The sequence below is a fragment of the Hyphomonas sp. genome (genome assembly GCF_018402285.1).
GTDB lineage: Bacteria > Pseudomonadota > Alphaproteobacteria > Caulobacterales > Hyphomonadaceae > Hyphomonas.
Window position 1 is genome coordinate 51612 of the sequence record NZ_JAGYJH010000001.1, and the last position, 13690, is coordinate 65301.

10 protein-coding genes are annotated in these 13690 nt (G+C 62.9%); 5 read left to right on the forward strand and 5 right to left on the reverse strand.

Annotation, left to right across the window (positions count from 1 at the left end; translation table 11 throughout):
* Positions 1-16: 16 nt before the first annotated feature.
* Together KG722_RS00270 and KG722_RS00275 are read left to right on the forward strand one after the other, a co-directional pair.
* A complete protein-coding gene (locus KG722_RS00270) occupies positions 17-1471 on the forward strand; it encodes a succinate-semialdehyde dehydrogenase (protein ID WP_213268571.1) in 1455 nt (484 codons plus the stop codon).
* A 464-nt stretch (positions 1472-1935) separates the two neighbouring features.
* On the forward strand, positions 1936-3594 hold the full coding sequence (locus tag KG722_RS00275; RefSeq protein WP_300998106.1) for an NAD+ synthase: 1659 nt from the start codon (positions 1936-1938) through the stop codon (positions 3592-3594).
* Positions 3595-3609: 15 nt separating this feature from the next.
* Here the strand turns inward: KG722_RS00275 and KG722_RS00280 are convergent, their stop codons facing one another.
* A complete protein-coding gene (locus KG722_RS00280) occupies positions 3610-4437 on the reverse strand; it encodes a hypothetical protein (RefSeq protein WP_213268407.1) in 828 nt (275 codons plus the stop codon).
* A 130-nt stretch (positions 4438-4567) separates the two neighbouring features.
* Between KG722_RS00280 and gltX the strand changes: the two genes are divergently transcribed.
* Positions 4568-5905: a glutamate--tRNA ligase gene (gltX, locus tag KG722_RS00285; protein WP_213268408.1), complete on the forward strand. Its 1338-nt coding sequence runs from the start codon at positions 4568-4570 to the stop codon at positions 5903-5905.
* 10 nt (positions 5906-5915) lie between these two features.
* On the opposite strand, the gene KG722_RS00290 is transcribed toward gltX, so the two are convergent.
* Entirely contained in the window at positions 5916-7010 is a 1095-nt protein-coding gene (locus KG722_RS00290; protein WP_213268409.1) for a pectin acetylesterase-family hydrolase, read from the reverse strand.
* Between the two features lie 82 nt (positions 7011-7092).
* The gene (locus KG722_RS00295) at positions 7093-7470 is read right to left on the reverse strand and encodes a group 1 truncated hemoglobin (RefSeq protein WP_213268410.1); all 378 of its coding nucleotides are present in this window, start codon (positions 7468-7470) and stop codon (positions 7093-7095) included.
* Positions 7471-7745: 275 nt separating this feature from the next.
* Here KG722_RS00295 and KG722_RS00300 point away from each other — a divergent pair, with 275 nt between their 5' ends.
* Positions 7746-8228, forward strand: a complete 483-nt coding sequence (locus tag KG722_RS00300) for an Lrp/AsnC family transcriptional regulator (RefSeq protein WP_213268411.1) — start codon at positions 7746-7748, stop codon at positions 8226-8228.
* An 18-nt stretch (positions 8229-8246) separates the two neighbouring features.
* Here the strand turns inward: KG722_RS00300 and KG722_RS00305 are convergent, their stop codons facing one another.
* Both KG722_RS00305 and KG722_RS00310 read right to left on the reverse strand, forming a co-directional pair.
* Positions 8247-10742 (reverse strand): Rid family hydrolase, encoded by a 2496-nt coding sequence (locus KG722_RS00305; RefSeq protein ID WP_300998108.1) that lies wholly within the window; start codon positions 10740-10742, stop codon positions 8247-8249.
* Complete coding sequence (locus KG722_RS00310; protein WP_213268412.1) at positions 10739-12256, reverse strand: hypothetical protein; 1518 nt, start codon at positions 12254-12256, stop codon at positions 10739-10741. The genes KG722_RS00305 and KG722_RS00310 overlap by 4 nt, the downstream gene beginning before the upstream one ends.
* Positions 12257-12432: 176 nt before the next feature.
* On the opposite strand from KG722_RS00310, the gene KG722_RS00315 reads away from it, so the two are divergent.
* Complete coding sequence (locus KG722_RS00315; protein WP_213268413.1) at positions 12433-13686, forward strand: aminotransferase class V-fold PLP-dependent enzyme; 1254 nt, start codon at positions 12433-12435, stop codon at positions 13684-13686.
* The last annotated feature ends 4 nt before the right edge of the window (positions 13687-13690 follow it).

Below are 13690 nucleotides of genomic sequence, written 5' to 3' on the forward strand. Positions count from 1 at the left end.
AGATTGCCTCATGCCGCTGAAACTCAAGGATTCCTCGCTCCTGAAAACGGACGCTTTCATCGGCGGCAAGTGGCGCCCCGCCACCTCCGGCGCGACGTTCAACGTCAAGAACCCCGCCACCGGAGACCTCCTCGCCGCCGTCCCGAAAATGGGCGCCGATGAAACCCGCGCCGCCATTGACGCGGCCGCCAAAGCCTTCCCGGAATGGGCCGGCTTCCTGGCGGACAAGCGCGCCCAAATCCTGCGCCAGTGGTTTGATCTCCTTATGGAAAACCAGGCCGATCTTGCTGCGATCATGACCGCCGAACAGGGCAAGCCTTTCTCCGAATCCAAAGGCGAAATCGCCTACGCCGCCTCCTTCATCGAATGGTTCAGCGAAGAATCCCGCCGCACCTATGGCGACATCATCCCCGCCCACAAACAGGGCGCCCGCATCCTCGTCACCCACGAACCTTTGGGCGTTGCAGCAGCGATTACCCCCTGGAACTTCCCCGCCGCGATGATCGCCCGCAAGGCCGGCGCGGCCCTCTCGGTCGGCTGCGCCATGGTCGTCAAACCCGCCTCCGCCACCCCGCTCACCGCCCTCGCGATAGCAGCCCTCGCCGAACGCGCCGGCATCCCACCCGGCGTCCTCTCGATCGTCACAGGCTCAGCCGGCGACATCGGCGGCGAACTCACCAGCAACCCCAAGGTCCGCAAGGTCAGCTTCACCGGCTCGACCGAAACGGGCAAGAAACTGATGCAGCAAAGCGCCTCCACCCTCAAACGCCTCAGCCTGGAGCTTGGCGGCAATGCCCCTTTCCTCGTCTTTCATGACGCAGATCTGGATGCCGCCGTCGAAGGCGCCATCGCCTCGAAGTTCCGCAATTCCGGCCAGACCTGCGTCTGCGCCAACCGCTTCCTGGTGCAGGACAGCATCTACGACGCCTTTGCCGAAAAGCTTGCTGCCGCCATCGCGAAACTGAAAGTCGGCAATGGAATGGACGAGGGCACAGATCAGGGCCCGCTCATCGATGAAGACGCTGTCGAAACCGTCAAAGCCCATATACAGGACGCCCTCCTGAAAGGCGCCCGCATCGCCCTCGGCGGCAAGCCGCACGAACTGGGCGGCACCTTCTTCGAGCCGACCCTCCTGCTGGACGTTCCCGCCACAGCCCGTATCGCGCGGGAAGAAACCTTCGGCCCCGTCGCCGCCCTCTTGCGCTTCACGGATGAGGAAGAGGCCATCGCCATGGCCAACGACACCGAATTCGGCCTTGCCGCTTACGCCTATACAAAAGATCTCGCCCGCGCGTTTCGCGTCTCCGCCGCGCTAGACTATGGCATCGTCGGCATGAATGAGGGCCTCATCTCCACCGCCGTCGCCCCCTTTGGCGGCCGCAAGGAAAGCGGCTTCGGCCGCGAGGGCTCAAAATATGGCGTCAGCGATTATCTCGACATAAAATACACGCTGATGGGCGGTCTCGGCTAGGACCCAGCATGCAGAAGCAGTGGCCGGCAAAAGGGACAAGGATCATCGTGTCAAACAGGTTCCTGCTTCCAAAGCCTTCGGGAATCCACGCTCTGGAAGAAAGTCAGTGTACGCTTATCCGCCCGGGCAGGCCCGGCAGGACGGGAGCGGGCGGGTTTTACGCTCCAGCCACTCTCCAGGGATTTTGACCCGGGCAAGCCGGACCAAAAGCCGGCAGAGAACCCCGACTGGTCCGCCTCTTTCACGAGAGGTCACAAGATTGAGGGGCTCGGAGGATCAGCCGTCGCGCTGCCTTTCACCCAAGAGCGCGAGAGACCTGCGGGCTCTCGCCGGGTGCGCGGCGGGCGAGGCCGCCCACTCCGCAACCCCACCCCCACCCCCGGGCGCCACCCGCCCGGCCAAAGGCGCATGAAGCGGGCGCATCCCCTGATGACATCCCCTGCGCATCATCCTAAATGCTCATCATGAGCAATAATCTACGCATTCTGGCCGCCCAGCTGAACCCCGTCGTGGGCGACATCAAAGGCAATCTGGCGCTTGCGCGGCAGGCCTATGGCGAGGCCCGCGAAAAGGGCGCCCATCTCCTCGTGCTCAGCGAGCATTTCCTCCTCGGCTACCCCGCCGAAGACCTCGTACTGAAACCTTCGGCCGTCGACCAGTCGATGGAGGCGGTCCGCGCGCTGGCGGAGGAAACCAAAGGCGGCCCGGCCATCCTCATCGGCACGCCCTGGTCAGAGAGCGGCCGGCTCTACAATTCGGCCTGCTTCCTCGGCGGCGGCCTCATCAAGGCGCGCTATGACAAGCGCGAGCTGCCAAATTACGGCGTGTTCGACGAGAAGCGCCACTACACGCCGGGCGAAGGCCCGCCTCTGGTGGTCGAGCTGCACGGCGTGCGCATCGGCGTCGCCATCTGCGAAGACATCTGGCTGGAGCGCGTGCCCCGCGCCACCCATGCTGCCGGCGCAGAGCTGCTCATCGTGCCCAACGCCTCGCCCTGGCGCCGCGCCATCCAGGCCGAGCGCGCGGCCGCCTTCGACCGCTGGGCAGACCTCAAACTGCCCTACCTCTTCGTCAACCAGATGGGCGGCCAGGACGAGCTCGTCTTCGATGGCGCCTCCTTTGCCACCAACAGCACACACGGCGAACGCTGCGGCCTCGTCGGCCAGTTCGAGACAGGCACCGCGCTGGTCGAGTTCGATCCGTCCACGAAGCTGTTCTCCGGCCTTGGCCAGAGCTGCGCGGCAGACCTTGAAGGCTGGCACGCCGAATACCGGGCCGCCATGCAGGGGCTCGGCGATTATGTCCGCAAGAACAGGTTCCCCGGCGTTGTCCTCGGCATGTCAGGCGGCATCGACTCGGCCATCACCGCCGCCATCGCCGCAGATGCTCTTGGGCCGGACAAAGTCTGGTGCGTGATGATGCCGTCGAGATATACCAGCAGCCACAGCCTCGAAGACGCAAAGGCCTGCGCAGAAGCCCTCGGCTGCCGCTATGACACGATCAACATCCACCCCGGCGTTGAAGCGCTCGGTGAAATGCTCGGCGATGCCTTCGCCGGCACCAAGCCCGACATCACGGAAGAAAATATCCAGTCCCGCCTGCGCGCGGTCACGCTGATGGCCCTCTCCAACAAGTTCGGCCAGATGGTCGTCACCACCGGCAACAAGAGCGAAATGGCCGTTGGTTATGCCACGCTCTATGGCGACATGTGCGGGGGCTACAACGCCCTGAAGGACTTCTACAAGACCGAAGTGTTCGAGCTGTCGAAATGGCGCAATGCCGTCCATCCGAAAGACGCGCTCGCCCCGGCCGGTGAAGTCATCCCGGAACGGATCATCACCAAGCCTCCGTCAGCAGAGCTGCGCGAAGACCAGAAGGACGAGGACTCCCTGCCGCCCTATGACGTGCTGGACGATATCCTGCGCGGGCTGGTGGACCTTGAAGAAGACCTGGACGACATCCTCGCCCGCGGCCATGACGCAGCCACCGTGCGTCGCATCGAACATCTCGTCTACATCGCCGAATACAAGCGCCGACAGGCTCCTCCGGGCGTGAAAGTCGGCGGGAAGAATTTCGGCCGCGACCGGCGCTATCCGATCACCAACCGCTTCAGGGACGATTAGTTCGGTGGCAGGCGGTCACTCGACCGGCGGCGGCTCGACAGTCGAAGCGGTCGGGTCCAGCCCGAAGGCATCGAGGGCCATCATCTCGCGCACGGTCTCGACCTCCTCGGGACGGATGTCCTTGGCGTCGCCATAGCCGGTAATCGGGGAGGGGTAGATGCCTGGCTCAAGCACCGCTTCGTCAAACAGCAACCAGGCCTGCTTGCCACCCAGGCATGTTACGCGGACCCAGAGGTCCTCTTCATTTTCCAGCGCGCCGATATCGGTAATCTCGCGCAGCTCGCCTTCATTGATATCGAACTCGCGCCCGTTGAAGCTCATCACCGTGAACCCCTCACCGATATAGCGCAGATAGGTCAGCACATCGCCCGCTTTCAGGGGCAGCGTCTCGATGCCTGCATTGCCCACGAACTCGACCTCGGCATCCTCAAGAACGGTTACGGGCAGCTTCTTGGTCGCCACGAAATAATCTAGATCGTCAGCATCGTTGCGGGTGTTGTTCCACAGCTGGTAATTGGCGTAATGGGGCAGGAGGCAGGTAATGTCCTGCGGATCAGTCGGGTTGGGCCGAGCCCGCGCCGGCACCCGCACATCGGCGTCCAGCACGGCAAATCCCGGCGGATACTCGCCCGGCCAGCCGGGGCTGAGGAACCAGCTGGCATCATAGCCCGACAGAGCTGCGTAATCTGTCGGCGGGGCCTCCGGGGCGCTGTCGGCCTCGGTGCCTGACGCCGCTGCCGCATCGGCCGCCGCTGCGCCCTCGCTGCCCGCCTGCGGGGTTACGTCGCTCTGTCCACAGGCCGCCACAAAAAGGGCCGCCGAAACAATCCAGCCGAATCGCATATGCTGCTCCCAAACCTTCCGCTAGAAATGGAGGTGAACCACAACAATAGCAAGAATATGACCGTGACGCTTGGCTTTTGCCGCGATTTGATGTCTCAAGCCGCTTTCCGGAACTAGAAAGCCGCCGCCCATGACCCGCCCCGTTGTTCGTTTTGCGCCCTCGCCCACTGGCCGTCTGCATGTCGGTAATGTGCGTACTGCCCTGATTAACTGGATGTTTTCACGTGGGCAGCAGGGCAAGTTCATCCTCCGCATCGACGACACGGATCTGGAGCGCTCCACAGCCGAGAACGAAGACGCTCTGAAAGTCGACCTCACCTGGCTCGGCCTGACATGGGACGACACGTTCAACCAGTCCCACCGCTTCGCCGTCTATGACGCTGCTGCCGACAAGCTGCGGGCCATGGGTCTGCTCTATCCCTGCTACGAAACGGCCGAGGAACTCGACGTAAAACGCAAGATCGCCCAGTCCCGGGGCCGCCCGCCGGTCTATGACCGCGCCGCCCTTCAGCTGACCGAGAAAGACCGCGCCGAACTGGAGGCCAAGGGCCTCAAACCCCACTGGCGCTTCAAGCTTTCGGGCGAGCGCGTGGAATGGCACGACCTCGTGCGCGGGCCGCAGAGCATCGACACCTCTTCTGTCTCTGACCCGATCCTCATTCGCGAGGATGGCAGTTATCTCTACACCCTTCCCTCGGTCGTCGACGACATCGAGGCCGGCATCACCCATGTCGTGCGCGGCGAGGACCATGTCACCAATTCCGGCGCCCAGATCGAGATCTTCATGGCGCTCGGCGGCAAGGCACCCGAGATGGCCCACACGCCTCTGCTGATCGGCGCTGACGGCGCAGCCCTCTCAAAGCGCATCGGTTCGCTCTCGATGGGCGAGCTTCGGGCGCGCGGTTTCGAGCCGATGGCCATCTGCAGCCACCTCGCCAAGCTCGGCACCTCCGACAATATCGAGGCGCGCAGCACACTGGAGCAGCTCTGCGAAGAGTTCGCCTTCTCGAAAATAGGCCGCGCCCCGGCCCGGTTCGACGATGACGACCTGCATGCCCTCAACGCCGCTCTGGTGCATGCGATGCCGTTTGAATCCGTCCGTGAACGGCTGATCACCCTGGATGCCCGCGCCGCGTCAGAGCCGTTCTGGCTGGCCGTGCGCGAAAACTGCACCTTCGTGGCCGATGCGAAAGCATGGGTCGATATGGTCTTCGGCGCGCCCGCCCCGCTGGTGGCAGAGGAAGACCGCGAGTTCATCTCCGGCGCCGGCGCGCATCTTCCCGAGGGCGCCCTCACCCCGGAAAGCTGGAGCGCCTGGACCAGCGCGCTGAAAACGGCGACGGGCCGCAAGGGACGCAGCTTGTTCATGCCGCTGCGCAAGGCCCTCACCGGCGCCGAGCACGGGCCGGAAATGAGTGCCATCCTGCCCCTGATCGGCCGCGAGAAAGTGCTTCAGCGCCTCAGCTGAACGGCCAAGGTCAATCGCAGCTGTTGTCCCGCTCGCACGAGACGGTTTTGACGGGGCGCCCTTCGGCGAGGTCGCGCACCCAATCGGCGAGTTGCACCCCTTCGGCCTCGGTCGAGTACATCACCCCGTATCGCAACGCGGTGTGCCCCATACCGGGCGCCGAGAATGTTCTTATGCCTGCAATATCGCGCGCCAGATCAGCCGAGTTGGCGGCCAGCAGAGCGCGGACAGGTTCGCCGGTTCCCAAAAGCCCCAGGAAGCTCTGCTGAACTTCGTCATCGACATTGTCGAAGCGCGCCAGCTGTAAATCCGGATACCGCGCGGCCGTGACGCGGAAGAAGTCCTCAGTTGTCGCTGTTGCGCGCTCGACAGAGGCAAACTCCGGCCAGTCCGGAAGGGCTTCAAATGCGCCCCAGGCTTCAAGCACGCCGGAAATCCCGGGAGAGCGATAGCCGCCCGCGCCATCCGCCAGCTGGATCACCTCTGCCTGCGGATAATGTTCTGAGACAAGACCGGCATAGTAGGGCGAGGCAATGGCACCGGCGCTACCTCCCGTCACAAACACGCGTTCAGGCGCGGCCTGGTTGGCATACACCCATTCAAGCGCCGCCTGGACATTCGTCTTGCCCCGGTGATGGATCATCACATCGGCTCCAGCCGAGGTCTTATAGGTGGCGTCCCTGGCGCCGAGATGGGCATCCCCCGTGCAGTAAGGTACAAAAACCTGGGTCCAGCCGGCGAAGGGATTGCCGGCCGCCCTGTTGTCGAACACACCGTCCAGCTGGTCTGGCTGGTTGGACTCCATGTCTGCGAACGGGGTGTAGGGGGTAGGCTCGGTGGCCAGATCGCAAAGGTCACCGCTCCAGCAGGCCCCTCCCCCATTCAGGAAAATCATCACCCGCTCCGGATCACCCTGGCGCACATGAAAGCGAAAGGGTGTTCCCGTCGCGCAAAGCGTATCGCCGCCAGGCTCAATCAGGGTCCAGCCTGCAGCCTTTGCTTCTGCCAGCGGCGGCGCCTGCTGCACATCCGGACGGGCGCTGCAGCCAGCCGTCACCGCGCTCAGAACCAACCCTGCCAGCAAGGCGCCAGATCTTGATTTCATGCTACTTCCTCCCCAGGGTCTGCCGCCCTGCAGGAGGAAGCTTATCAGCTGGCCGGAGGCTGGCAATCGCCCCCCAGGGCGATTAGCGCGTCACCACATCCCGCTGCATCGGCGCAAGCTTGGCCAGCAGCTTGTTCTGCGCACGGAAGGGCACGCCCTCCCTGTTCATCGCAAGCTGGAGGTTCTCGACCAGCGCATTGAACTCACGGTTCGTGATGCCGTGGTCCTTGTGCGACGAGGCCATGTCCCGGCCGGTGTAGTCGCACGGGCCAGCGAGAATGCAGCAGAACTGCTCCTTGAGGGTCCGGCGCAGGCGCACAAGGTCGCTGGCCATCAGGATTTCGGCCATCCGGGAATCCTCAAGGCTGATGCCCACCATGGTGTCGACGATACTTGCAACGCCCTCTTCGCTGCCGAATACCTCTTGAGGCTCTCGCTCGCGATGGGGTTGCCCCGGCATTCTCGTTTGTCATCTCATAGGGATCGACCGGCAACTCACCGGCCGGCGCATCCTCTGTCTGCGCATGGACGCCAATACGGTGCAAGGCGCCCGCTGGCGCTGGAGGCTACCCCGAGCTTCCTGCAGGCAGGCAATCCGGCGCGCGCCATCGCCGGAGGCGCGTCATTGCCCGCTCATCAGGCCGCGCAAATCATCACCGCATAGTTTTCAGCACGATTGTTTCACACCAACATTCCTAATGTTGTAATTTTCATCAGGTTGGCTAATCTATTGCGATGAGCGAAGAACTGTCGATATTTGATATCAAGATCCTTGAACAGCTCCAGAAGGACTGTTCAGTCTCCACCGTGGAGCTGGCAGACATTGTTGGCCTGTCCCAATCGCCCTGCTGGCGCCGTCTGCAAAGGCTGAAGGACGAGGGCTACATCCGCCAGCAGGTCGCAATCCTGGACCGCGAAAAGCTCGGCTACGGCCTGCACATCTTCGCCTATGTCAAAGTCGCGCGGCTGTCGGAGAAGGACCGGGAAATCTTCCTTCGCAAGGTCCAGAACACGCCGGAAATCCTCGAATGCTATTCGATCTTCGGCGAGATGGACCTGATGATGAAGATCCTCGCCAAGTCGATGAAATGGTATCAGGAGTTCCTGATGGATTTCCTGCTGAACCTGCCGGGCGTGGAGAACGTCAATTCCACCGCGACCTTGGGCGAGCTGAAATCCACCACGGCCATCCCCGTGCGAGGCAACATCGCCCTCTGATCCTGATGGGCGTTCCGGCTACGGAGCGTCCACATAGGCCATGCACTCAACCTCTACTGACGCGCCAAGCGCCAGACCATCTGCGCCAAATGCGCTGCGCGCGGGCATTCGGCCCTTGGTGAAGTAGCTGGCATACACCTCATTGAAGGCAGGCCAGTTGCTCATTTCGTCCAGCATGACGGTACATTTGAATATCTGGTCCATCCCGGCGCCGGCGGAAGCCGCTACACGTTTGACCGCCTCCATAACTTCCACGGCATGGTCTCGGAAATCGGCGGAAGGCGCAGGACCACCGCCCCCGATCTGCCCGGAAAGATAGAGCACATTGCCCACGCGGACAGCGCCGGAAAACGGCAACGTGTCCACGTCAACCGAAAGACCCTCGGCAATCATCGGATAGTGCTGGACAAAGTCCGGCACTGGCGCGGAAGCGGGCTTTGCGGCCACCGGCTCCGGCGCTGCTGGCGCTGGCTCAGCTGTTGAGCGCAGCATCTCCGGCGGCTCTGCAAACGGCTTGATGCTGAGCGCCTCATAGATTTCGGAAGGAAAATACACGTCTCCGTCCCGTACGACCATGCGCGGCGCGCGGATGGCGTTGATGTCCTCCAGCGGATTGCCAGAGAGCAGGATGAAGTCAGCGAGCTTACCAGGCTCTACAGCCCCAAGCGTATCGGAATAGCCCATATAGTCGATCGGGTTCCACGCCGCGATGCGCAATGCTTCGGCGGCCGGAATGCCCGCCAGGGTATAGAGCTCGATCTCACGGTGAACCGTGAACCCCGTGCCATCATCCGTGCCCGGCAGGATCGTGACGCCCGCCTCATGCAGCATCTTCAGCGTTTCCAGAACGCGCCGGAACCCTTCCTGATAGGCTTCGTCCTCCGCGGCATTTGCGAGGGAAACAAAGCTGCGGCGCCGATAGCGCTGATAGGCAATCGGCATATGGTCGAGATAGGCCTTGTCGCCCACAGCAACCGTGCCTGCCCGGCTCAGCATGAGCCGCTCCAGGATCACCGCGGTCGGATCAATGGCCGTTTCGTTCTCCTGCATGCGGCGTACAGTTGCCTGAACCTTCTCAGATTGCAGGTCCAGCGTTGCGCCCCGCGCCATGCCCGTCAGGCGCAGCGGTGTTCGGGTATCTTCGGTAATCTCCAGCAGCCAGCCGAGCATCAGCTGGTTGATATGCGTCACCTCATCAAAGCCAGCGTCTATCATAGCGTCCGCATTCGTGAACGCCGGAATATGGCCGATCATCCGCATGCCACGCGAATGGGCCCGCTCGGCAACCGCAGGCATCCAGGCCGGGTTCATGGAGTTATAGGATTTGACATAGCCATATCCCCGTTCCGCATACCAATCGACTGCCGCCAGTGCCTCTTCTTCCGTAGCAGCGATAATGCCGTGCCGCGCCGAGAACGGGCTGCGCCCTTCCAAAAACCCCGCCGGCGTGATGCGCGGCCCGGCCACCCGGTCTTCTGCCATCCGCGCCAGCAGGCCGGCCAGGAAGGTGTTCTCATTGCCCATGTCCCGGGTCGATGTCACACCAGCCGCTAGGTAGTAGAGCCCGGAATTGGCGGACGCATGTGAGTGCATATCGGCAAGCCCCGGCATCAGCGTGTCGCCTGCCCCATCAAACACTGCGCCTTCGCCTTCGGGCAGGACGCCCGGCGCGTAAGGCGTGACGCTGGCAATCATGTTGCCGCTGACGGTGATCACAGACGGCGCGCCAAGCGTTCCGGTCTGCACGTCCAGAACACGGACGTTCACGATGGAGTAGGGCGCATCATAGCGGTGCAGCAGGCGCTGAGCCAGCTCCTCCGTCCGCGCCGCATTGAGCTCACGCGCCACCGCCTGCAAGGGCTGGACACTCTCCTCAAATCCCTTGCGGACAACCGCAGAAGATTCGGAGAAAGTCGCGAAGAGAGAGCCATCTTCCTCCATCGCGAGCAGGCTCGGGCTCATGTCAATTCCCGAGAGGCGATAGACGGCCACAGTCTTGTCCGCCGCGCCAGAGGGCACTACCACATTCTCCACCTTTTCCAGCCGGATCTCGCCGCCCGGCAGCACAGGCATCTGCTGGTCTGCATCCTTCAGGAGGGCGCGCGCATAAACATAATCCGCCCACGGGCTGCCGTCATTGACGGCATAAAGCGCAGGCTCGGAGAGATCCTGCCGCCCGGAATCTGCCTGGCTCAGCCAGCGCGCCACGCCCTCATTGACCGCAAAGGATTCTTCAACCCCCGCCCCCATGAGCGAGGTGCCAACAATCAGCCAGCTGACGGGAACGCCCGCTGCGTCAACCGTCAGCTCTTCGCGGTGCTTCGGCCCGCGCCCGTTGCTGTCGACGTAGTAATCAACAACGGCCGATGGCCCGGCCTCCGACACTTTCAGATGCCCGACAGACTCGCCATTCTGGATGATGGCGTACTCAAACCGCTCCGTCTGAGCCGCTGCCAGGGGCAAGGCAGAAGCCAGAAGCGACGATGCCAGAAGGGCTGCCAGGCGATACATCATGGGTTCATCTCCTGATTTTTGTCTGCGCCTGCTACTGTAGCAGCGGCAATGAAGGCATGAAGCCGGTCCGCAATGCCCGCTTTCAGCGTGTCTTCGTCATAAGGGGAATGCCCGCCGGGCAGCGCGACCAGTTCTACTCGCTTCTGAGGCAGATCATTATGGGTCAGCGCATACTGCGTACCCAGCAGCGTTGTCGCAAGATCGCGGTATCCGGCAAAAACCAGAAGGTTCACGCCGGCCTTCTCCTGCATGAAACGGGACAGGACCGGCGCCGAGCTCACATAAAACCTGGGAGACTTGGCAGACGCCCGCCAGTCCCACGCAAAATTGGCGTCCAGATTGAGCGAGCGATATTCCTCGCCTGCCGGCACGCCCGCGACCTGCGCAAGATACTCCGCGATGTCCTGAGATACGATGACATTCGACCGCCCGAGCCCCAGGGACGGGTCATTCGCAGCAGCCGGCCGGTGATCATTCACCTCCGGCGACGGCAAGGGGGATGTCACGGCGGTGTTCAGACGGCTGACGAGCAAGCCATCCTGCGCCAGAACATTTTCCAGGAAAAACTGGATATCAATGCGCAGGTCTGCACCAGCCACATCTTCTGCCGAAAGCCCGGTCATCCCGGCAATCTTAGCGGCCACTGCCGCCTTCTCATCGGCCCCGATCAGGTCACCCTTCTGCAGCGCCAGCAGGTAATCGCTCTGCGCATAGGCGCGCGCAATCTCCCAGCTTTCCGCCTCGGTTTCGGCTTCAATATCCGACCGCCCAAACCGCCAGGCCGTCGCCGCCATCGTCGGCAGCGCAAACACATGGCCAAGATCGGTCTGCCCCGCCCCGCTGTCGAGCGCGGGCGAGACCATCACAAGCCCCCGCACATCCAGATCGCCGACCTTGGCGACCAGATTGGCCAGCCGTGTCCCGCCATAGCTCTGCCCGGCGAGCACCAGCGGCGACCCGGTGCGGTCATTCTCTTCCAGCCAGACGCGGATGAAACGGTTCACCGCGTCCACATCTCCCTCAATACCGAGATAGCGCGCCTGTCCTTCTTCGGAGTTTGCCCGGCTGAAACCGGTTGCCACAGGATCAATGAAGACAAGATCTGCTGACCTCAGGAGGGTGTACGGATTATCCGGAAAGGTCCTGTCTTTCCCCCGCGCCTTGGGTCCGATGGAGAAATGGAGCGGCGAGGAAGATGCCCCCGGACCGCCATTGAACAGGAACATCACTGGCCGCGCCACAACATCACAGTCGCAGTCCATAAGGTAGGCCGTGGCCGAAATGGTCGCGCTGTCGCGCTCTTCGGGATCCAGCTTCAGCGCGCTCCACGCCACCGCGTATTCGACCGGCGGCAATCCCGCCCGGTCCTGCACGCTCTGGTCCGGGCCTTGCGCAAATATGGTCCAGGCGTCAGGCGCAGCAGCAACGGGCGCTCCATTGGCGGCGCATCCGGCGAGAATACCGAGGATCGCGGCGGCAGAGAGCGCCTTCTTGAGTCGAGACAGTTTCATCATCCCCTAGACTCTCCTCATGCAGCGGAAAAATCCTATGCCTATCGCCCGCGCAGAAACACCCCGCCGGGAACAATCATGCATATTCGGGAAAAGGAACGCATGATCCATTCCACCGCCACCGCTATAATGAAAATATGGATCAGGCAGAACCGCAGCCCGCAGAGACGGAGACCCCCATGGCAGAGATCACCCGCCGCAACTGGCTCGCCCTTGGCGCGGCAACCCTCGCCGGCGCCGCGGCCTGCCGCAGCCCGGCTTCTGCTGCCCCGGTAGCCACCTCCGGCGCCCTCGCCAGCCTGCCGGACCGCGCCAGCTTCGGCCTCGGCGAAGGCGTCTACCTGAACGCAGGGTCCCAGCACCCGATCAGCCATCCGGCCCGCGCCTCGATCGAGGCCTATCTCGACCACCGCGCCGAGCATGCGCCCGGCGGCAGCTATGAGCTCGACAGTTCCGGCGCGATTGAAAAATTCGCCCGCCTCGTCAATGCGGATCCGGACGAACTCTCCTTCGTTCAAAGCACAACGACCGCCGAGCAGATGATCGTCCGCTCCCTGATGCTCCCGCAATCCGGTGCCCGCATCGTTACCGATACGCTGCACTTCTTCGGATCAGTGCCGCTTTACCTGGAGCTCGAAAAGGCGGGCTGCGACGTCGCCTGGGTGAAACACCGCGATGGCCGCATCGCGCTGGAAGACATGGACCGCGCCATCACGCCCGGCACGCGCCTGGTCGCGCTCTCCCTGGTCTCCACGATCAACGGCTTCCAGCACGATCTCAAGGCCATCTGCGACCTCGCCCATTCGCGCGGCGCGCTCGTATATGCCGACATTATCCATGCAGCAGGCTGCATTCCGGTAGACCTGCATGCCACCGACGTCGATTTTGCCGCCTGCGCCAGCTATAAATGGCTGATGGGTGATTTCGGCCTCGGCTTTCTTTATGTCCGCAAGGGCGCCCGCGAAGCCCTCACCCGCACACAATACGGCTATTACGGCATCTCCAGCTTCACCAGCCACGTCTACCAGTTTGATACGCCAGGGGAAGATGTTGCAAGCTATGGCTTTGCCGATACGGCAACGGGGCTCTTTGCGCTCGGTACCTATTCGCACACTACGGTTGCCCTGCTCAACGCTTCGCTCGGTTACATCGCCGCCCTGGGCGTGGACGCAATCCAGCAGCATGCGGTAACCCTCACGACGCGGCTCAAAGAAGGCCTGCAGTCGCAAGGCTACACGCTGATGACGCCCGAAGACTGCGCCACACCTTTGGTCGCCTGCAGCTATCAGGATGCCCGCACGCGCCTTGGCCCCAAACTCAAGGCGGCCAGCATCACCACCACGGTCTCGGCGCACCGCTTCCGGCCATCTGTGTCGGTCTTCAACACGGCCGGCGATATCGACTACTTCCTGGCCACCATCGGCCCGGCCTGAACGG

Bases quoted from the DNA above. Each gene is read 5' to 3' on its own strand.
- KG722_RS00275 (WP_300998106.1), top strand. From the start codon at position 1,936: ATGAGCAATAATCTACGCATTCTGGCCGCCCAGCTGAACCCCGTCGTG.
- KG722_RS00280 (WP_213268407.1), bottom strand. From the start codon at position 4,437: ATGCGATTCGGCTGGATTGTTTCGGCGGCCCTTTTTGTGGCGGCCTGT.
- gltX (WP_213268408.1), top strand. From the start codon at position 4,568: ATGACCCGCCCCGTTGTTCGTTTTGCGCCCTCGCCCACTGGCCGTCTG.
- KG722_RS00290 (WP_213268409.1), bottom strand. From the start codon at position 7,010: ATGAAATCAAGATCTGGCGCCTTGCTGGCAGGGTTGGTTCTGAGCGCG.
- KG722_RS00295 (WP_213268410.1), bottom strand. From the start codon at position 7,470: ATGCCGGGGCAACCCCATCGCGAGCGAGAGCCTCAAGAGGTATTCGGC.
- KG722_RS00300 (WP_213268411.1), top strand. From the start codon at position 7,746: ATGAGCGAAGAACTGTCGATATTTGATATCAAGATCCTTGAACAGCTC.
- KG722_RS00305 (WP_300998108.1), bottom strand. From the start codon at position 10,742: ATGATGTATCGCCTGGCAGCCCTTCTGGCATCGTCGCTTCTGGCTTCT.
- KG722_RS00310 (WP_213268412.1), bottom strand. From the start codon at position 12,256: ATGATGAAACTGTCTCGACTCAAGAAGGCGCTCTCTGCCGCCGCGATC.
- KG722_RS00315 (WP_213268413.1), top strand. From the start codon at position 12,433: ATGGCAGAGATCACCCGCCGCAACTGGCTCGCCCTTGGCGCGGCAACC.